Source organism: Sphingobium sp. (genome assembly GCF_041987595.1).
Taxonomy (GTDB): domain Bacteria; phylum Pseudomonadota; class Alphaproteobacteria; order Sphingomonadales; family Sphingomonadaceae; genus Sphingobium.
The window spans coordinates 1-18,262 of the sequence record NZ_JBHIWJ010000081.1 but is presented as its reverse complement, the minus strand read 5'-3'; the positions used below and the strand labels follow the sequence as shown (position 1 = coordinate 18,262).

The 18,262-nt window shown below is 62.8% G+C and carries 22 protein-coding genes; 15 read left to right on the top strand and 7 right to left on the bottom strand.

From position 1 onward, the window contains the following. The 3 genes from ACFC3J_RS17100 to ACFC3J_RS17090 form a co-directional block, all read left to right on the top strand. Window positions 1–281: phosphoenolpyruvate carboxykinase (ATP) (locus ACFC3J_RS17100; protein ID WP_375197308.1), on the top strand; the 281-nt coding region annotated here is incomplete at its 5' end. Window positions 282–403: 122 nt separating this feature from the next. After that, window positions 404–721: a hypothetical protein gene (locus ACFC3J_RS17095; RefSeq protein ID WP_375197307.1), complete on the top strand. Its 318-nt coding sequence runs from the start codon at window positions 404–406 to the stop codon at window positions 719–721. Window positions 722–1,365: 644 nt separating this feature from the next. Next, window positions 1,366–2,181 (top strand): ferredoxin--NADP reductase, encoded by an 816-nt coding sequence (locus tag ACFC3J_RS17090; protein ID WP_375197306.1) that lies wholly within the window; start codon window positions 1,366–1,368, stop codon window positions 2,179–2,181. A 220-nt stretch (window positions 2,182–2,401) separates the two neighbouring features. Here ACFC3J_RS17090 and ACFC3J_RS17085 read toward each other — a convergent pair whose 3' ends face one another. Together ACFC3J_RS17085 and ACFC3J_RS17080 are read right to left on the bottom strand one after the other, a co-directional pair. Next, complete coding sequence (locus ACFC3J_RS17085; RefSeq protein ID WP_375197305.1) at window positions 2,402–2,854, bottom strand: NfeD family protein; 453 nt, start codon at window positions 2,852–2,854, stop codon at window positions 2,402–2,404. Then, window positions 2,851–3,819 carry an SPFH domain-containing protein gene (locus ACFC3J_RS17080; protein WP_375197304.1) on the bottom strand — a complete coding sequence of 323 codons (969 nt, stop codon included), beginning with the start codon at window positions 3,817–3,819 and terminating at the stop codon, window positions 2,851–2,853. The genes ACFC3J_RS17085 and ACFC3J_RS17080 overlap by 4 nt, the downstream gene beginning before the upstream one ends. 77 nt (window positions 3,820–3,896) lie before the next feature. On the opposite strand from ACFC3J_RS17080, the gene ACFC3J_RS17075 reads away from it, so the two are divergent. Next, on the top strand, window positions 3,897–4,712 hold the full coding sequence (locus tag ACFC3J_RS17075; protein ID WP_375197303.1) for an HpcH/HpaI aldolase/citrate lyase family protein: 816 nt from the start codon (window positions 3,897–3,899) through the stop codon (window positions 4,710–4,712). Window positions 4,713–5,155: 443 nt separating this feature from the next. Then, the gene (locus ACFC3J_RS17070) at window positions 5,156–5,776 is read left to right on the top strand and encodes a hypothetical protein (RefSeq protein ID WP_375197302.1); all 621 of its coding nucleotides are present in this window, start codon (window positions 5,156–5,158) and stop codon (window positions 5,774–5,776) included. Window positions 5,777–5,978: 202 nt separating this feature from the next. On the opposite strand, the gene ACFC3J_RS17065 is transcribed toward ACFC3J_RS17070, so the two are convergent. Both ACFC3J_RS17065 and ubiG read right to left on the bottom strand, forming a co-directional pair. Then, a complete protein-coding gene (locus tag ACFC3J_RS17065) occupies window positions 5,979–6,572 on the bottom strand; it encodes a YdeI/OmpD-associated family protein (protein WP_375197301.1) in 594 nt (197 codons plus the stop codon). A 4-nt stretch (window positions 6,573–6,576) separates the two neighbouring features. Continuing rightward, entirely contained in the window at window positions 6,577–7,314 is a 738-nt protein-coding gene (gene ubiG, locus ACFC3J_RS17060) for a bifunctional 2-polyprenyl-6-hydroxyphenol methylase/3-demethylubiquinol 3-O-methyltransferase UbiG (protein ID WP_375197300.1), read from the bottom strand. Between the two features lie 216 nt (window positions 7,315–7,530). Between ubiG and ACFC3J_RS17055 the strand changes: the two genes are divergently transcribed. The 4 genes from ACFC3J_RS17055 to ACFC3J_RS17040 all read left to right on the top strand — a co-directional run bounded on the left by ACFC3J_RS17055 (window position 7,531) and on the right by ACFC3J_RS17040 (window position 10,920). Continuing rightward, window positions 7,531–8,796: an aspartate kinase gene (locus ACFC3J_RS17055; protein ID WP_375197299.1), complete on the top strand. Its 1,266-nt coding sequence runs from the start codon at window positions 7,531–7,533 to the stop codon at window positions 8,794–8,796. 177 nt (window positions 8,797–8,973) lie between these two features. Then, the gene (locus ACFC3J_RS17050) at window positions 8,974–9,984 is read left to right on the top strand and encodes an NAD(P)H-dependent flavin oxidoreductase (protein WP_375197298.1); all 1,011 of its coding nucleotides are present in this window, start codon (window positions 8,974–8,976) and stop codon (window positions 9,982–9,984) included. A 235-nt stretch (window positions 9,985–10,219) separates the two neighbouring features. Continuing rightward, on the top strand, window positions 10,220–10,525 hold the full coding sequence (locus ACFC3J_RS17045; RefSeq protein ID WP_375197297.1) for a hypothetical protein: 306 nt from the start codon (window positions 10,220–10,222) through the stop codon (window positions 10,523–10,525). 35 nt (window positions 10,526–10,560) lie between these two features. Then, on the top strand, window positions 10,561–10,920 hold the full coding sequence (locus ACFC3J_RS17040) for a hypothetical protein (RefSeq protein ID WP_375197296.1): 360 nt from the start codon (window positions 10,561–10,563) through the stop codon (window positions 10,918–10,920). Here ACFC3J_RS17040 and ACFC3J_RS17035 read toward each other — a convergent pair whose 3' ends face one another. Continuing rightward, window positions 10,921–11,592: a winged helix-turn-helix transcriptional regulator gene (locus tag ACFC3J_RS17035; protein WP_375197295.1), complete on the bottom strand. Its 672-nt coding sequence runs from the start codon at window positions 11,590–11,592 to the stop codon at window positions 10,921–10,923. It abuts the gene before it with no gap. A gap of 127 nt (window positions 11,593–11,719) precedes the next feature. Here ACFC3J_RS17035 and ACFC3J_RS17030 point away from each other — a divergent pair, with 127 nt between their 5' ends. From ACFC3J_RS17030 to ACFC3J_RS17010, 5 genes are read left to right on the top strand one after another with little or no spacing between them, the layout of a single operon-like run. Continuing rightward, window positions 11,720–12,160 (top strand): VOC family protein, encoded by a 441-nt coding sequence (locus tag ACFC3J_RS17030; protein ID WP_375197294.1) that lies wholly within the window; start codon window positions 11,720–11,722, stop codon window positions 12,158–12,160. Window positions 12,161–12,184: 24 nt separating this feature from the next. Further along, entirely contained in the window at window positions 12,185–12,547 is a 363-nt protein-coding gene (locus tag ACFC3J_RS17025; RefSeq protein ID WP_375197293.1) for a DUF1428 domain-containing protein, read from the top strand. 12 nt (window positions 12,548–12,559) lie between these two features. Then, entirely contained in the window at window positions 12,560–13,357 is a 798-nt protein-coding gene (locus ACFC3J_RS17020; RefSeq protein WP_375197292.1) for a VOC family protein, read from the top strand. 13 nt (window positions 13,358–13,370) lie between these two features. Then, window positions 13,371–13,862, top strand: a complete 492-nt coding sequence (locus ACFC3J_RS17015; RefSeq protein WP_375197291.1) for a VOC family protein — start codon at window positions 13,371–13,373, stop codon at window positions 13,860–13,862. Continuing rightward, window positions 13,859–14,326 carry an SRPBCC domain-containing protein gene (locus ACFC3J_RS17010; protein ID WP_375197290.1) on the top strand — a complete coding sequence of 156 codons (468 nt, stop codon included), beginning with the start codon at window positions 13,859–13,861 and terminating at the stop codon, window positions 14,324–14,326. The genes ACFC3J_RS17015 and ACFC3J_RS17010 overlap by 4 nt, the downstream gene beginning before the upstream one ends. Before the next feature lie 66 nt (window positions 14,327–14,392). Here ACFC3J_RS17010 and ACFC3J_RS17005 read toward each other — a convergent pair whose 3' ends face one another. Both ACFC3J_RS17005 and ACFC3J_RS17000 read right to left on the bottom strand, forming a co-directional pair. After that, window positions 14,393–15,559 carry a pyridoxal phosphate-dependent aminotransferase gene (locus ACFC3J_RS17005; protein WP_375197289.1) on the bottom strand — a complete coding sequence of 389 codons (1,167 nt, stop codon included), beginning with the start codon at window positions 15,557–15,559 and terminating at the stop codon, window positions 14,393–14,395. 120 nt (window positions 15,560–15,679) lie between these two features. Further along, window positions 15,680–16,837: a pyridoxal phosphate-dependent aminotransferase gene (locus tag ACFC3J_RS17000; protein WP_375197288.1), complete on the bottom strand. Its 1,158-nt coding sequence runs from the start codon at window positions 16,835–16,837 to the stop codon at window positions 15,680–15,682. A 150-nt stretch (window positions 16,838–16,987) separates the two neighbouring features. Between ACFC3J_RS17000 and ACFC3J_RS16995 the strand changes: the two genes are divergently transcribed. After that, window positions 16,988–18,262, top strand: a 1,275-nt coding sequence (locus ACFC3J_RS16995; RefSeq protein WP_375197287.1) for a phosphoenolpyruvate-utilizing N-terminal domain-containing protein, incomplete at its 3' end; no start/stop codon positions are given.

Here is an 18,262-nt window from a genome sequence, read left to right as displayed (position 1 = left end):
AGCGCATGCCGATCAAGGTGACGCGCGCGTTGCTCAACGCTGCGCTTGATGGCAGCCTCAACAACGCTGAATTCCGGACCGATCCCAATTTCGGTTTCCAGGTTCCCGTCGCCGTGCCGGGGGTGGATTCCGCCATGCTCGATCCGCGCGCGACCTGGCCCGACAAGGCTGCTTATGACGAAACGGCAGGCAAGCTGGTGAAGCAGTTCGTCGACAATTTCGCCCAATTTGTGGATCATGTCGATGAATCGGTGCGCGGCGCGGCGCTGACGGCCGCCTGATCCGCGAAACCGGCTGCCGGTTTATCAGCAGGGGTCGGGAGACGGCGTCTCCCGGCCTCTTTTTCTTTCTGTCCGAGAGATGGAGTGCTATTCTGCGGTGAATTTTCAGCGGGATCTGTCTTATGGCTATGTTTGATGATCTTATGAGCAGCATGGGCGGGCTGGAGGCGGTGGCCGCCAGGATAGGTCTGCAACCGGAGCAGATGCAGGCGTTGATGAGCGAAATCGGCAGCAAGATCGCATCGGGCGAGACAGATGTCGCGGCGCTGGCGACGACGGCCGCCGAACATGGTGTATCTGCGGACAAATTGCAGGAACTTTTTGCCCATTTTGGCAGCCCCGAAGCGATCATGGCAAAGATCGGGGGGCTGTTTGATCGCGACGGTGACGGAAATCCTCTCAATGAGTTGGGGAGTCTCGCCAAGGGTCTCTTTGGATAAGCATATTTTTACAGTCGAACAAAAGTCGCTTTGGGCCCTTTTGTTGAACCATCCTTTAACATACCCATCCTGGGGTATGTCTTTTGTTGGATAAATGACTAGGGCCCTGCCTTGGGGGCGAACGCTCTTGCGTTCGCAAGCGAGGGAATATGGCCATGATCGGAAGCATGCTGCGGAGCAGTGCGGTCATTGCAGCACTATGGGGCAGCAATGCGCAGGCGCAGGACCATTTGGGGGGAGACAGGTGGCAGGACGGATCACGCGCCCATGATGAAGGGACCGCCGCCATGCGGCAGCGCACTGAGCTTCCTTGGTGCGTTCCGTCCCGGCGAGCCGCTCCCAGAACATGTCCTCGCGCCTGGAGCGCGCTGCCTTAAATCAGCAGGCTGCACGCGCTAAGCTTTGGTTGCCGCGTCGTTTCAAGCGGAAACGCAGTTCAGCGCAGCTAAAACCGGCTCCCACTTTTCCGCACGATGTTCTGGGGGCGGACCCCGGTTGATAGCCAGCTTTCGCGCCGACAAGTTTTTTTCGCCTTGCCTTAAAGCGGCCCAGGGGGCATTCGCCCTGCATAGCTTATTGCGAAGCCCACGCAACTGGCGCTTATTGAAGCGCCGGTCGCCCCGGATTTGGCAAAGGAAAAGGTTTTGAACGACGTGACCATCGAAAAGCCGGTGCTGGAACCGACCGGCGCGCTCTCCGTGGAAACCGTGCTGTCGGTGAGGCACTGGAACGAGCATCTGTTCAGCTTCCGCATCACGCGGCCCGCCAGCTTCCGTTTCCGGTCGGGCGAGTTCGTCATGATCGGCTTGCAGGGCGACAATGGCAAGCCGCTGCTGCGCGCCTATTCCGTGGCCAGCCCCGCTTGGGACGAGGAACTGGAGTTCCTGTCGATCAAGGTGCAGGACGGCCCGTTGACATCCAAGCTCCAGCTGATCCAGCCGGGCGACCATATCTATCTGGGGCGCAAGCCCACCGGCACGCTGGTCACTGACGCGCTGCTTCCGGGCAAGCGGCTGTTCATGCTGTCGACCGGCACAGGCCTTGCGCCCTTCCTCAGCCTGGCCCGCGATCCGGACGTCTATGAATTTTACGAGCAGGTCGTGGTGGTCCACTCGGTCCGCCGAGTCAGCGATCTGGCGTTCCATGACGAGTTGACGGGCAAGCTGGCGGAGGACCCGCTAGTCTCGGAGCAGGCGGCTGCGCAGTTCCACTATGTCCCCACTGTCACGCGAGAGCCGTTCCGGAACAATGTACGGATCGACAAGCTGATGGAAACGGGTGCCTTGTTCGAGGGCATTCCGGGCGAGCAGAAGTTCAACCCGGAAACCGACCGGATCATGATGTGCGGCAGCATGGAGATGATCAAGCAGTTCGGCGCCTATTTCGAGGAGCAGGGCTTTGCCGAAGGCTCCAATGCCGCGCCCGGCGCCTATGTGATCGAGCGTGCCTTCGTCGGCTGATCGGTTGTCCGAGCGACGAAACAGCAAGGGCCGGCAGAAATGCCGGCCCTTTCGCTTTGGAGCTTCTGTGGCTTTGGGCATGGCGGAGGAGGCCCGGAGCCGGCTCGTTGTGACCAAGCCGGGCTTTCAGCGCAGCGAATCCCGCTTCCCGTCGTTTGCGAGGGGGGCGGGGTAGGGAATGTTCGGGAGGAAGACATCTGCCTTCCACCCAAAACCTCCATCATATTCCGGCCAGTTCCACCTTCAGAACCGAGGCTTCCGCGCCGGTCACCCGGACGCGCGTGCCGACGGGAGCGTCCGGGCCACGGCAGGACCATACGCTGTCGCCCACCTTCACACGGCCGCGGCCATTGTCGATCGCCTCGACGACGGTCACGACCTCGCCCACCAGTCGGGCCGTGCGGTCATTGAGCAGGGGGTCCTGCGAATCCACCGGATTGGACACATACCAGCGGCGGCCGCCCCATACCGAAAAGAGGCAGAGTGCGGCAAACAGCAGCAATTGCAGCGGCAGCGAGATCGGCAGGAGCAGGGCGACGAGGCCGGTCACCGCCGCCGCCAGCGCCACCCAGATCAGGAAAACGCCCGGTATCAGCACCTCGGCCATGCCGAGCAGGGCGGCGAAGACCAGCCAGCCCCAATGATCCTCCAGCATGGAGAGCCAGGCCATCATCCCTGTGCCTGCCCAAATGGCCCGCGCCGGGGCGGGGCGGGGGGTGCCGGCGGCGTTTCACCGCCCAGGGCCTCCTTCGCCAGCGCGCCGATGCCGCCCAGCGTGCCGATCAGCTGGGTCGCCTCGACCGGGAAGAGGATGGTCTTGGCGTTGGGTGAGGTCGCGAACTGGCTCACCGCTTCCACATATTTCTGCGCGATGAAATAGTTGATCGCCTGCGCATTGCCCGATGCGATGGCTTCCGAAACCATCTGGGTCGCCTTGGCTTCGGCCTCGGCCTCGCGTTCGCGGGCTTCAGCATCGCGGAAGGCGGCTTCGCGGCGGCCCTCGGCTTCCAGAATCTGGCTCTGCTTCTGGCCCTCGGCCTTCAGGATTTCCGATGCGCGCAGGCCTTCCGATTCCAGAATGAGGGCGCGTTTTTCGCGCTCGGCCTTCATCTGGCGGCCCATGGCGTTGACGATGTCGGCGGGCGGCCGGATGTCCTTCAGCTCGACGCGGGTGATCTTGATGCCCCAGGCGTTGGTCGCATGATCGACCACGGAAAGCAGTCGGGCATTGATCTCGTCACGCTTGGAAAGGGTTTCGTCGAGGTCCATCGACCCCATGACCGTGCGCAGGTTGGTGGTCGCCAGTTGCATGATCGCGACATAAAGTTCCGACACTTCATAGGCGGCCTTGGCCGCATCCAGCACCTGGAAGAACACCACGCCGTCAACCGACACCATGGCATTGTCCTTGGTGATGATCTCCTGCCCCGGAATGTCGACCACCTGTTCCATCATGTTGATCTTCCGCCCCACGGCATAGAAGAAGGCGGGGTAGAAATTGAGGCCGGGGCGGGCGACCTCGGTGAAGCGGCCGAAGCGCTCTATCGTATATTGATAGCCCTGGCGCACCACCTTGACGCTTACCGCCAGATAGAACAGCACCAGAAATGTGACTGTCAGCGCAAATGTCGTCAGCATTTCATTCCCTCCCCGAAATCCCCTTGGACTATGCCGGGAAATCATTAACGGGAAAAGGGAAAGAGAGGAGTTTCATCATGCTGTTGCGCCACGCCCGCTCACTGCTGTTTCTGCCGGCCTCGAACGCGCGGGCGATCGCCAAGGCGCGGACCCTGCCTTGCGACATGGTGATACTTGATCTGGAGGACGCAGTGCCGGACGACCGCAAGGAAGAGGCGCTGGCCGGAGCTGTCAAGGCTTCGGCGGAGGGCTTTGGCAGGCGGCTTTCGGCGGTGCGCATCAATGTCGAGGGCAAACCCACGCATGGCCGGGAAATGGTCGCGCTCAAGACCGCCGCCGCCGATTATGTGGTGCTGCCCAAGGTCGAAAATCCCAGGCAGGTGAAGGATGTGTTGAGCGTCTGCCAAAAGCCGGTGATCGCCATGATAGAGAGTGCGGTGGGGGTGACGGCGGCGCAGGCGATCGCGGCGGCGGAAGGCTGCGCGGGCCTGTTCATGGGGAATAACGATCTGCGGCAGGATCTGGGGATACCGCCGTCCGTCGGGCGGGAAGGGCTGTCCTTTTCGCTTCAGGCGGTCATTCTCGCGGCGAGGGCAGCCCGGATCGCCGTGTTCGATGGGGTGTTCAACCGGCTGGATGACGAGACCGGTTTCGAGACTGAATGCGCAATGGGCCACGCGCTGGGTTTCGACGGCAAGACATTGATCCATCCCAGCCAGGTGCCGGTCGCCAATCAGGTGTTTGGTCCCGATCCGCAGGCCGTGGCGGATGCGCGCCGTCTGATCGAGGCGGCGACCGGTGGTGCGGAGCGTTTCGAGGGCCGGATGATCGAAAGCATGCATGTCGAGGAGGCAAGGACGCTGATCGCCCGGGCCGAGGCGGTAGGGGAGTAGGTCGACTTTCCCAGGAGGCATGGGTGGCGCGATCGAGGGACGGAAAATCATGGCCTTCAGGAAATTTCCAGTTCCCTTCCAGAGGGGGAGCGGCGGTATCCTTTGACGCTCCGCGCGCGCCGACGGGCCGGGACCTCAGCCGGCAATTTTGAGTTATACCCATGCTTTGGGCTGATAGCTCCCGCTTTTCCGCGATCGTTTCGGCTGCGCCTTTTATGCAACTGTCAAGTTAATAAACATGGCAATTTCGTGGCAAAATGTTAATATTTCCTTAGCGGGGTCTGGGTGAGTCTGCGAGGTCCATCATGTCTAGGTTGTGGATGGCGGCCGGTGCCGCCTGCTGTTTTGGCGCGCTCTTTTTCGGCGGGGTTGCGGCGGCGGGGGAGGCGCAGTGCTGGCAATCCCATGAAATAGAGGCGGCGAGGGTCAGGGATTTGCAGGTCATGTTAATGCTTGGATCTCTCAAATGTCGGGCGACCCATAGCGAAATTACCGGAAAATATGACAAATTCTACGAGAAGACAGGACAACTGGACAAATACAACAATGCGCTGAAGCTGCATTTCATGCGCGAAAATGGCATTTCCGGTGGTCAGAATGCCTATAATGACTTCATCACGAGACTGGCCAACAGCCATTCCATTGGCATGCAGTCGGCAGGATTTTGTCAGATGGCGGACACGCTGCTGACCCTGGCGATCAATGCGGGCGAGGGTGACATTCCGATTCTGGCACGAAATTTTTCGGAAAGGCCTGCAGGCGTCGGTGATATGTGTGAAGTTATCGCCGCTCCAGCTCCGGTGCCGGCCCCAGCCCTAGCCCCAGCCGTATCCGTCGACCCCGGGGTCGCTCCGTCGGTCATGCCGGTCGCAGCGGCGGAAGCCGCTCCGGCAGCAGTGCCCGCGGCACAGGTGACGCCGCAATCGGCCGCTGCGGCGCTGGAAGCGGCGCCTGTCGCACTGCAAAACGCTGCTGCATCGCTCAAGACGCAGCCGACGGCGCCAGCCGACGGAGCGGCTGTGGGCAAGCCGACTTTGGTGGCTGATTCCAAGCCGGTTAGCTAAGGCGATTTCCAGGATATCGGCATCAACGCAGGTTAAGAAGTCGCCGCTCCGGAGCATCGTGCGGAACAGTGGACACCGATTTTCCGCAAACGACGATGCGACAGCAAAAGCTGGAACGAGCGATCCCGCGCCTGATGTGACGTAGCGTGATCCAGGGGTTGCCGGCGGGGCTGAGCGCCGCGCTTAGGGGGAGCGCGGCGTTTCAGCGCTTTTCGTATTTCCAGTTCCGCCCCTTGCCTTGCGCAATCCATTCGACGGCCTGTGCGATGCGCTTGTCGCGTGTGACTTCGCTTTTGGCGTCGCCCACCCATTCGCAATAGTCACGAATCTTGCCCGGCGGAAAGACGGCCCAGACCGCGGCGGCGGCGGGATCGGCTTCGATCGCGGCGGCCAAGGCCGGGTGGAGCGACAGCGGCGCGCGGGCTTCCTTCGCGCCCGATCGCGGTTTGTCGCCCGCCTCGATCAGTGCCATGGCTTTGACGATCAGCGCCTTGATTTCCGCATCGGCGGGGAGGGCGGCCAGGCTGGTGATGCGGCCGAACTGATCCATGGCGTCTTGGCCGGCGTCCTCCCGCGCGACCTTGTCGTGCCAGAAGCCGAAGGCGACATGACCCTTGAAACCGGCCATGCTGCAGAGATTTTGGCCCTTATAGGTGAAGAAGGGCATGCCCCATTTGATCGTCTCCCCAATCTCCGGCGAGGCGGTATGGATGGTTTTGCGCAAATGGGTGAGAATCGGCTGAGCGAAGGCGGCCCGTGCAGCGATATACGCATCCACCGTCGGTTCGTGCGCCATGCTCCTATCCCTGTCGGCGGCGGGCGGTCAGCAGATAGTTGATTGCCTTGTTGGACGAAAGGGTGAAGCCGTAGCGTGGATCGAAGCTGATCCCGGTGACGTCCGTTATTTCCATCCCGGCATCCTCCAGCAGCTTTGCCAGTTCTGCAGGCTGGAGGAATTTATGCCAGTCATGCGTGCCCTTCGGGATGCCGCCAATGCTTTCACCGACGGTGATCATGGCGAGGCGGGAGAGGGGCGTGCGATTGGGGGTCGACATGATGAGCAGGCCGTCGGGCGCGAGTTTCGCCACCAGCGCGGCGGCGAAGGCAGCGGGGTCGGCGACATGTTCGATCACTTCCATCGAGGTGACCAGATCGAACCCGCTGGCGTCCAGTTGCTCGACCGGCGTGGCGCGATAGTCGATGGCAAGGCCCTGACGGTCCGCATGGGCGCGGGCGACGGCGATATTTTCTTCCGCGGCGTCAAGCGCGGTTACGGCGGCGCCCATGCGGGCCAGCGGCTCGGCCAGCAGGCCCGCGCCGCAGCCGACATCGATGGCGCGCTTGCCCGCAAGGGGCCGGAATCCGCCGCTTCCCTGCGGCCAGTGATGGTCGATCGCATTCCGGATATAGTGCAGGCGGACCGGGTTCAGCTTGTGCAGCATGGCGCTCGACCCATGCGGGTCCCACCAGTCGGCGGCCATCGTCCCGAAATGCGCGGCTTCGCGAGGGTCGATGGTCGTTGTGGGCTTACTTGCCATATTTATATCCGCTGCTAATAGGGGCGCCGTTTTCTGGACTGCCCGGCATTTCGCTCATGCGGGCCTGCAAAGCGCGATTTTCTGTGCTTCGGTGCTCACGGACATCAAGTCCGCTGCGCTCCGATGCTCGAAAATCCCACTTTTCGGCTCCACCTGAACGAAATGCCGGGCAGTCCAGGGTTTCCTTTCTTACAACCAGCAAGGCTCGACAAGCAAATGGCGCGCATCGTGATGAAATTCGGCGGCACCTCCATGGCGGGGATGGAGCGAATTCGCAACGTGGCCGCGCGAGTCAAACATGTCGTCGAGCAGGGCCATGAAGTCGCCGTCGTCGTGTCCGCCATGGCGGGCGAGACCGACCGGCTGGTCGGTTTCTGCAAGGAAGCCTCGCCGCTTTACGATCCGGCGGAATATGACGTCGTCGTCGCGTCCGGCGAGCAGGTGACGAGCGGCCTGCTGGCCATGACACTGAAGGCCATGGGCGTGGATGCGCGCAGTTGGCTCGGCTGGCAGTTGCCGATCCGCACCAATGAGGCCCATGCCAAGGCGCGCATCGGCGATATCGACACGATCGACCTCCTGTCGTCGATGCGATCGGGCACCGTGGCGGTGATCCCTGGCTTCCAGGGCATGATGGAAGATGGTCGCATCTCGACGCTGGGCCGGGGCGGTTCGGACACTTCGGCGGTTGCGGTTGCGGCGGCGCTGAAAGCGGATCGCTGCGACATCTATACCGACGTCGACGGCGTCTACACCACCGATCCCCGCATCGTGGCGCGCGCGCGCAAGCTCGACCTCGTCACCTATGAGGAAATGCTGGAACTGGCCTCGGTCGGCGCCAAGGTGCTCCAGACCCGCTCGGTCGGCCTCGCCATGAAGGAAGGCGTGGTCGTGCAGGTGCTTTCCTCCTTCGATGATCCCACCCAGACCGACCTCCCCGGCACGCTGATCGTCAGCGAAGAGGAACTGGAAGCCAAGCTCAAGGAAGACAAGATGGAACGTCAGCTCATCACCGGCATCGCCCATGACAAGAATGAGGCGAAGATCACCCTGACCCGCGTGCCGGATCGTCCGGGCGCCGTGGCGCACATCTTCGGCCCGCTGGCCGATGCGGCGATCAACGTCGACATGATTATCCAGAATGTCGGCCGCGACAAGGGCGAGACGGATGTCACTTTCACCGTGCCTGGAGCGGATCTGGCGCGGGCGCTGGACGTGCTGGAAAGCCAGAAGGAAGCGATCGGTTTCAACCGCGTGATCCCCGATACGAAGGTCGCGAAGATCAGCGTCGTGGGCGTCGGCATGAAGAGCCATGCGGGCGTTGCTTCGACTATGTTCCAGTCGCTCGCCGATCGCGGGATCAATATCCTCGCCATCTCGACCAGTGAGATCAAGGTTTCGGTGCTGATCGACGAGGACGAGACGGAACTGGCAGTGCGCGTGCTGCATACGGCATATGGACTGGATGCGCCGGTCGCTTGACCTTCTTTCTCCCCTCCCTTTTAAGGGGGGCGACAGAGGCGCGTGGCTCTGTTCGAGGGTGGTTGCGAGCGAAGGCGAGCCTCTGCCTAACCGATAGCTGGGAACGGCGTTGGCGCGCCGACCCACCCCAACCCCTCCCGCCTGCGGGAGGGGCTATTTGATTCTAGAGGCTTGCACATGACGAATGCCAAACTCACCTCCCTGATGGCTCGCGGCACCGAATTTCTGGGCTGCGACGTCGCGATCATGTGCGGGGCGATGAGCTGGGTTTCGGAGCGGAATCTGGTGGCGGCCATCTCCAATGCGGGTGGCTTTGGCGTGATCGCCTGCGGCGCCATGACGCCGGAACTGCTCGACAGGGAAATTGCCGCGACCAGGGAACTGACGTCGAAGCCCTTTGGCGTCAACCTTATCACCATGCACCCGCAGCTGTTCGAGCTGATCGATGTCTGCGCGAAGCATAATGTCGGCCATGTCGTGCTGGCTGGCGGCTTGCCGCCCAAGGGTAGCATCGAGGCGATCAAGGAAAAGGGCGCGAAGCTGATCTGTTTCGCCCCCGCGCTGGCGCTGGCGAAGAAGCTCGCGCGTTCGGGCGTCGACGCGCTGGTGATCGAGGGCATGGAAGCGGGCGGCCACATCGGGCCGGTATCGACCAGCGTTCTGGCGCAGGAAATCCTGCCTGAAATTGCCTCGCAGCTTCCGGTGTTCGTCGCGGGCGGCATCGGCCGTGGGGAGTTGATCGCGGGTTATCTCGAAATGGGGGCGGCGGGCGTGCAGCTTGGCACCCGCTTTGCCTGCGCGAGCGAGAGCATCGCGCATCCGAATTTCAAAAAGGCCTTCTTCCGCGCCTCGGCTCGCGATGCCATCGCCAGTGTGCAGATCGATCCGCGCCTGCCGGTCATTCCGGTGCGTGCTCTCAAGAACGCCGGGACAGAGGCCTTTACCGTCAAGCAGCGCGAAGTCGCCAATTTGCTCGACAGCGGGGCGGTCGACATGGGCGAAGCGCAGCTTCAGATTGAGCATTATTGGGCTGGTGCGCTGCGCCGCGCAGTGATCGACGGCGATGTCGAAGGCGGCTCGCTTATGGCCGGGCAGTCGGTCGGCATGGTTGCCAGGGAAGAGCCGGTGGCCGACATCATCGCCCAGTTGCTGGCGGAAGCGGCCGAGGCACTGGAGCGGCGCGCCTGAACGGGACGAACCGAATCCTCCGCCGGATGAACCGAGCGTTGGCTTGGTCGTCAGGAACCCATGGTTTTGCCATGAGTTTGTCCCTGTCCGGATGATGTTCTGAGAGGTTGCAAGGGTGCAATCGCGTGCCGCTGTTCGATGTTTTTCGAGGATCGCTCCTGTTGCGGCGCTCGCGCTGATCGCGGGCTGTTCGACGCCCGAGAAAAAGGCGCCGCCGACGCCTCCGCCTCCGGTCGTGCCTACCGTCAAGCCGCTGCCGCCCATGGGGGCTGTCGAGGACATGAGCATTCCGCAGGTGGCGGACGACGGCAGTTATCTGACCCCCAATCGCGGGGTGACGGCCAATACCGCGCTCTGGCATGTGCGGATGGCGCTGAACGTGGCGGCCCTGTCATGCCATGGCGCCTATGAACCCGCGCGCATCCAGTATAATCGGATGTTGCATGTGCATGAGGCGGCACTGCGCGAGGCCAATGCTGCGGTAGACCGCAATTATCTGGCCGCCTACGGGACAGGTGGGCTCAAGGCGCGGAGCTGCTGAATACGGTCGTCTATAATTTCTTTGCCCTGCCGCCGGTGACGAAGAGCTTTTGTCCGGTCGCGATCGAGGTGGGCGCGAAGATGCTCGCCATGCCGTCGAACCAGTTGCTGGCTTATGCACCCGAAGCGCTGACTGCGCTCGAAAAGCCGTTCCAGGACTTTTATGCCGCCTATGCCGATTATCTGCGGCGGCTGGCGGAGTGGCAGTCGCGCTTTGGCGGGACGGTGACGGTGGTGGTGTCGCCGACGCCACTGCCGCCTCCGCCGACGCCGCCCAGAGAAGTGGCGGGCTTCGTCGCCCATGCCGTTGCCCCTGTGCGGGGTGCGCCTGTGCAGGTTCAGGTGCCGACTTTCCCCTTGGCGCCGATGCGCGAGACGTTCGTGCCGGTGCAGTAGCTACGCTGGTGGCGCCACCGTCGAGGGCGCTTTGGGCGGCAAGGGGAAGAGGCGGGCGAAGCACTCGGCCACGGTCCGGTCTCCCTCGACCTTGAGTGCTTCCTCGACATCATCGAATGACACGCCGCCATAGAGGACCGCGACCAGTGCGTTATGGTCGCCGGTCAGGATCACATCCGCGCCTGCTGCCTCGCCCCGGCCCGCAATGAAGTCACCGTCCTTCAGCATCAGGCGGAACTCTTCCTCCCCGAAGCGCAGTCCGATGATCGCGTCCATGTTGCCGATGCGGCCACGGTCGATCATCGTGCGCATGGACAGGATCACCGACACATGGCTCATCGGCATGCCTGGTTCCATCGTGGGCGAGCGGCAGGCCCAGCGGCCCAGAACCTGGAACAATATTTCCGACTCGCGGCCCCAATCGGTCAGCTCGTAAATCTGGCTTGCGGCGGGCGGGGGCAGGCGGCGGCGGATGAGGATGCTGGCGGCCTCCAACTCCTCAAGCCTCTGGGTCAGCACATTGGCGCTGATTCCGGGCAGGCTGCCGCGCAGGTCGGTGAAGCGCTTGGGGCCAAGCATCAATTCGCGCATGATCGGCATGGCCCAGCGATCCCCGATCAGATCCAGCGCATGGGCGACCGCGCAGCCATCCCGATAGGCCCGTTTTTTCACCTGTATGAGTCCTTGGTTATTTTTTATAACTTAATAGTTGTGGAAGATAATATGTCGGTTCATAAAGTTCAAGTCGGCGAGTCGCAGCATTGCCGCCGGACCAGATAAATTCCTTAGGAGATGCGTGATGTCGAATGCCCCCGCTCCGAAGATGATTTTCGTCAATCTGCCGGTTAAGGATCTGCCCGCCGCGATTGCCTTTTACGAGGCAGTGGGCGCTGTGAGGAACAGGGATTTCGCCGATGACAGCGCGCAGATGCTCAGCTTTTCGGAGGCTATTCATGTCATGCTGCTGACGCATGACCGGTTTAGCAGTTTTACGCCACGCAAGATTCCCGATGCTCACGAAACCGCGCAGGTTCTCCTGGCGTTGAGCGAGGCGAGCCGCCAGGATGTCGACGCGACCGTGGACAAGGCGCTGGAAGCAGGCGGGACCGAACCCAATCCCAGTCAGGATCATGGCTTCATGTACGGCCGCAGCTTTGCCGATCTGGACGGCCATATCTGGGAAGTGACGTGGATGGATGTGGAAGCGGCGCTGGCGGCCAACAGGGAAGGCGCTGCCTGATCTGACGAGCATAGGAGAGTAGTCATGGCCTATATGGACGGTTTCGTGATTCCGGTGCCCAAGGGCAATAAGGCGAAATATAGGGAGATGGCGGCTTATGCCGCACCCATCTTCATGGAACATGGCGCGCTGCGCGTGGTCGAATGCTGGGCGGACGACATCAAGCCCGGCAAGGTCAACGATTTCCGCACCGCCGTCATTGCCGAGGAGGGCGAGGATGTCGTCTTTTCCTGGATCGAATGGCCTGACAAGGCGACGCGTGACGCAGGTGCGGAAAAGGTGATGAACGACCCGCGGATGCAGCCCAAGGAGGGGGAAGATATGCCCTTTGCCGGTGCGCGGCTGATCTATGGCGGGTTCGAGGTGTTGCTCGACGAAAAGGCTTGAAGGAGACAGGCCATGACCGATCTGAACGGCAAATTCTTCTGGTATGAACTGATGACCAGCGATCCTGTCGCGGCCATCGCCTTTTATGCCGATGTCGTCGGCTGGACGGCGCAGGCCTTTGGCGGCGGCCATGATTATCAGGTGATTTCCGGCAGCGCCGGGCCGACCGGGGGCATCATGGCGATCCCGGCCGAAGCGAAGGATTGCGGCATGACGCCCTGGTGGGGCGGCTATGTGGGTTCATCCGATGTCGATGCCGACGCCAAGCGGCTGGCAGAGGCGGGTGCCGCCGTGAAGAGGCCGCCTGAGGATATTCCGGGCGTCGGGCGCTTCGCGGTGCTGAGCGATCCGGGCGGCGCGGTGTTCATGCTGCTCAAGGGGTCCAGCCCTGAGGGGATGGACGCGCCGCCGCCGATGGCGAACGGGCATGTCGGCTGGCATGAGCTGTACAGCGGCAATTTCGATGCTGATCTTGTCTTCTACACATCCCAGTTCGGATGGGGAAAGGGCGAGGCCATGGATATGGGCGAGATGGGCAGCTACCAGCTGTTCTCCCAAAGCGGGGCGACCGATTTCCAGAGCATGAGCGGCGGCATCATGGCGCTGCCCCAGGAAATGCATCAGCCTTTGTGGCTCTTCTATTTCGCAGTGCCCGACATCGATGTCGCGACCGACAGGGTTAGGGCTGGCGGGGGCACCGTGCTGAACGGGCCGGTCGAGGTGCCGGGCGGGGCGTGGATCATTCAGGCCACCGATCCGCAGGGGGCGATGTTCGCCCTGGTCGGCATGCGCGCGCCTGAACTTACATAAGAGGAGAGGAAGCATGTCGAAAATTTCGCCCTGCCTGTGGTTCAACGGGCAGGCCGAGGAGGCTGCGCATTATTATGCGTCGATCTTCGGTGGATCGGTCGACCATGTCAGCTATTATCCGGAGGAGAATCCCTCGCCGTCGCCGCTCGCTGGCGGCAGCGTGCTGCTGGTCGAATTCACCCTGTTCGGCCAAAGCTATCAGGCGTTGAACGGCGGTCCCCAGTTCACCTTTGACGAGGCGGTGTCCCTGTCGGTCGGCTGCGAGGATCAGGCCGAACTGGATCGCTATTATGATGCGTTGACCGCCGACGGAGGCAAGCCGGGACCGTGCGGCTGGGTGACGGACAAATATGGCCTGTCCTGGCAATTGGTCACGCGTCGGATCATGGAAAATTATCATAGCGGCGACAAGGCTGGCATCGCCCGCATGATGCAGAGGATGATGACCATGCAGAAGCTGGATACTGCCGCTATGCAGGCGGCCTTTGACGGAGAAAGTGCATGAGCGCCGCTGAGTTCGAGCTGTCGGTGAGCTGTCACATCGCGGCGCCGCGGGCGATTGCGTGGAAGGTGTGGACCGATCTGAAGGACGAATGGTTCTGCCCCAAGCCCTGGCGCGCCGAAGTGATAGAGGAGGATCTGCGGCCCGGCGGGCGCAGCGCCGTGCGCATGTTCGGTCCCGACGGCGAGGATACCGGGCCGATGGAGGGCGTGTTTCTGGAAGTCGTGCCGCAGGAGAAGGTGGTGACCACCGACGCCTATGCCTCCGGCTGGGTGCCGCAGACGCCTTTCATGACGGCGATCTGGCATTTCGCCGATGAGGGGGAGGGGACCCGCTTCACCGCGACGGCGCGGCATTGGGACATGGAAACGCTGGAGAAGCACAGGGCGATGGGCTTCCATCCGGGCTGGGACCAGATGGCGGAGCAGTTCAAGGCGCTTTGCGAAACGTCGGCGGCGAGCGCCTGACGTCCCACGGCAGAAAGGGCGCCCGGACCTTGCCGGACGCCCTTCCTGGGGCCTGTTGGGAGGGGTTCAGGCCTTGGTGACTTTCTCCACGGCGGAGCGGAACTTCGCCATGTCGTCCGCCGAGCCGACGGTGACGCGCGACACGGTGGGCCAGATGGGCCAGTTGCGGCCGATTTGCACCTTTTCCGGCGTGGCGAGCAGAGCGGTCTGCATCTCCTTGGCGGGCTTTTTCCAGTCCATCATGAACATGTTGGCCTGGCTGCCCGGCTGGACGGGGATGCCCTTTTTGGTGAGCCAGGCGATGGTTTCCTCGCGGTTGGCGATCATCTCGCTGCGGCGGGCCTTGATCAGCCCGGCTTCGGGATAGACCGCGTTGCCGCAGGCCATGGCAGTGATTGACAGGCCGCCAGCGGTCGGGCCGAACAGGCTGATCCGCTTCTGCACTTCCGGGTCCGCGAAGGTGAGGCCCAGCCGCACCCCCGCCATGCCGAACAGCTTGGAGAAGGTCCGCATGACGATCAGGTCCTTGCGGCCCGCGACCAGTTTCGCCGCGCTCGGCGCTTCGGAGAAGTGGATATAGGCTTCGTCGACCAGCAGGATCGCGTCCTTGGGCTTGTTGGCCAGCAGCCATTCGATATCGGCCAGCGGTGTCACGGTGCCGGTCGGATTGTTGGGGGTGCAGATATAGTAAAGCCCGGCATTGGGATTGGCGGCCAGCATCGCCTTCACATCATGACCCTTGCCGATGGGCTGCGCCGCCTTCGCGATGGGCGCCCCCATATAGTCGGCGGTGCGCCAGGCGGATTCGAAGGTCGGATCTGCGGTGACGAGGCCCTTGGAGGGCGAGCAAAAGGCCGCCACCGTGCTGACCAGCGGGCCGCCCGAACCCGGCCAGAGCATGACATGCGATTCCGGAATGCCCTCGACCCTGGCGACGGTGGCGATCAGGTCGCCCTTGTAATTGTCGGGATCATACCAGTTGCCGAGCGAGGCGGCCTTGGCGGCGGCCTGCACGCCGGGTTCGAACGGGCCGGTCCAACATTCGTTCGAGCCGATGCGCACCGCGCCCTTGATGCCGCGCGCCGCCTGCTGCTGCGCAAAGGCGGGCTGGATCAGCAGGCTGTTGGCGGCGGCGCCGGCGGCCATCAGGGCGGAAAGCTTGCCGATCGTGCGGCGGGAATAGCCGCGCTCGAGCAGGTCTTCGCGGGCATGTTTTTCCAACATCATGGTCATGTCGTTATTTCCCCTTGTTGTTCCATCAACTGCGCATATTCCAAGGGGGGAAACGAAAAAGGCGGCGCATTTCCACAATGCGCCGCCTCTTCATTCTGACATTTTATGCGGTTTGTCTTCTCAGGCTTTCCAGACCTTGTCGATGGCGTTGCAGAACGCCTTCATTTCTTCTGCCGAGCCGACCGAAACGCGCGAGATATTGGGCCAGATCGGCCAGTTGCGGCCGATCTGCACCTTTTCGGCGAGGATTGCCGCCTGCATGTCCTTGGCGGGTTTGCCCCAGTCGACCATGAACATGTTCGCCTGGCTGCCGGGGATGACCTTGATGCCTTTCTTCTTGAGGTGCGCGATGGCCATTTCGCGGTTCGCGACCATTTCGGCGCGGCGTGCCTTGATGAGATCGGCCTGCGCGACCGACACCGTGCCGCATGCCACGGCTGTCATCGGCAGCATCGCCGTCACCTGTCCGCCATCATAGCGCATCATCTTTTCCATGATGACGGGGCTGGCGAAAGTAAGGCCAAGGCGCATCCCCGCCATGCCGAACAGCTTGGAGAAGGTGCGCAGGATAAGGACGTCGTCGCGGGTTGCCGCCATTTTCGCGGCGTTGGGACCGTCATACCAGTGGATATAGGCTTCATCGACAACCAGGATCGCGTCCTTTGGCTTGTTGTCGGCCAGCCACTGGATGTCGGCCAGCGGCGTCATCGTGCCGGTCGGATTGTTGGGCGAGCAGATATAATAGACGCCGGCACTGGGATCGGCCGCCAGCATAGCCTTCACGTCATGGGCATAATCCTTGGTGAGCGGCACTTTCGTCACCTTGGCGCCCAGCCAGGCGCCCGTCCGCCAGATCGCTTCATAGGCGGGATTGCCCGTCACGATGCCCCGCGTCGGCGAGGCATAGGCGACGGCCACGCGGCTCAGCGGATCGCTGGAGCCGGGCCAGGCGGTGATGCGGTCGGCGGGGATGCCCTCCACCGCGGCGACGGCGGCGAACAGCTTGGCATGTTCATTGTCCGGCTCGTAGCGATTGCCTTCCTGCACCAGTTTGAAGGCGGCTTCGGCCGCAACCGGGAAGGGGCCGGTCCAACATTCGTTGGCGCCGATGCGAACCGCGCCCTCCACCGGCTTGGCGGCCTGCTGCGCCGCGGCGCTGACGGCGCGCATCGCGACGGCCCCTGCGCCCAGCAGGGCGGCTGCCTTGCCCATCTGGCGGCGGGAATAGCCCCGTTCGATAAGGTCCTGTTCGAAAGCCTTGCTGTCCATGTCTGCCATATGCTCGTCTCCCTGACTCGCTGACGGTTCGCATTTTACGGTTGTAAACGAAATGGCGCGTGGTTTCCGCCATGGGCGCTGGCGGAAAATACGCCGTTCCCGCGCATATTCGCCTTGGAAAGCAGCGGCGCGATCTGTTAGCGCTTCCTTATGCCCAGCACGCCCGCCGCCGCCGCCCGCCAGATCCTCATCCGCTTGCAGGAAGTCATGGCCGCGCGCACCAGTGCGCAGGCAAAGCTGAACAAGGTGGTCGAGATCATCGGCGAGTCCCTGTCGAGCGAGGTATGCTCCATCTATCTGGTTCGCGAGGGGCTGCTTGAACTGTTCGCGACCCGCGGCTTGAAGCAGGAAGCTGTCCACGTTACCCGCATGGCGATGGGCGAGGGTCTGGTCGGCATGATCGCCAACAATGTCGAGACGCTGAACCTCGACGAAGCGGCGGCGCATCCCGACTACAGCTATCGCCCCGAAACCGGCGAAGAATTGTTCCACAGTTTCGCGGGCGTTCCGATCGTGCGGCGCGAGCGGGCGATTGGCGTCCTGTGCGTGCAGCATGTGGAGCCCCGCCGCTATGAGGAAGTCGAGATCGAGGCGCTTCAGACCGTGGCGATGGTGATGTCGGAACTGATCGCGAATGCCGAACTGGCCGATGACGGCCCGCTGGACAGCCGGGTGCAGGATACCGGATCGTCGGTGCTGCACGGGCTGCAACTGGTGATGGGCATGGCGCGCGGCCATGTCGTCTTCCACCAGCCGCGCGTGCATATCGAGCATACGGTGGCCGAGGATACCGAGGCCGAGCGGCAGCGCGTCATTTCCGCTTTCGCCAAGATGCGCGAGCAGATCGACCGGATGACCGGCACGGCGGAGTTCGGCACCGAGGGCGAGCATCAGGAGGTGCTCGAAACCTATAAGATGTTCGCCTATGACGAGGGGTGGATCAGGCGGATCAACGAGGCGATCGACAGCGGCCTGACCGCCGAGGCTGCGATCGAGCGCGTGCAGCAGCGCACCCGTATGCGGATGCGGCAGATCGACGATCCGCTGCTCCAGGACCGGATGCACGATCTGGAGGATATGGCGAACCGGCTGTTGCGCATCGTTTCGGGGCAGCTGGGGACGGCGGCGCAATTGGGTCTGCGGCAGGATGCCGTTCTCGTTGCGCGCAATCTGGGACCGGCCGAGCTGCTGGAATATGACCGGCGGCGGCTGAAAGGTGTAATCCTTGAGGAAGGATCGCTGACGGCGCACGTCACGATAGTCGCCCGCGCCATGGGCGTCCCGGTGCTGGGCCGCGTGCGCGACATTCGCCATCAGGTGAATGAGGGCGACCTGATCCTGATGGACGTCGCCGACAATACACTCATCATCCGTCGGGCCGGGCGCGGGTCGCAGCGGCAGGCGGACGCGGCGGCAGGATCGGAG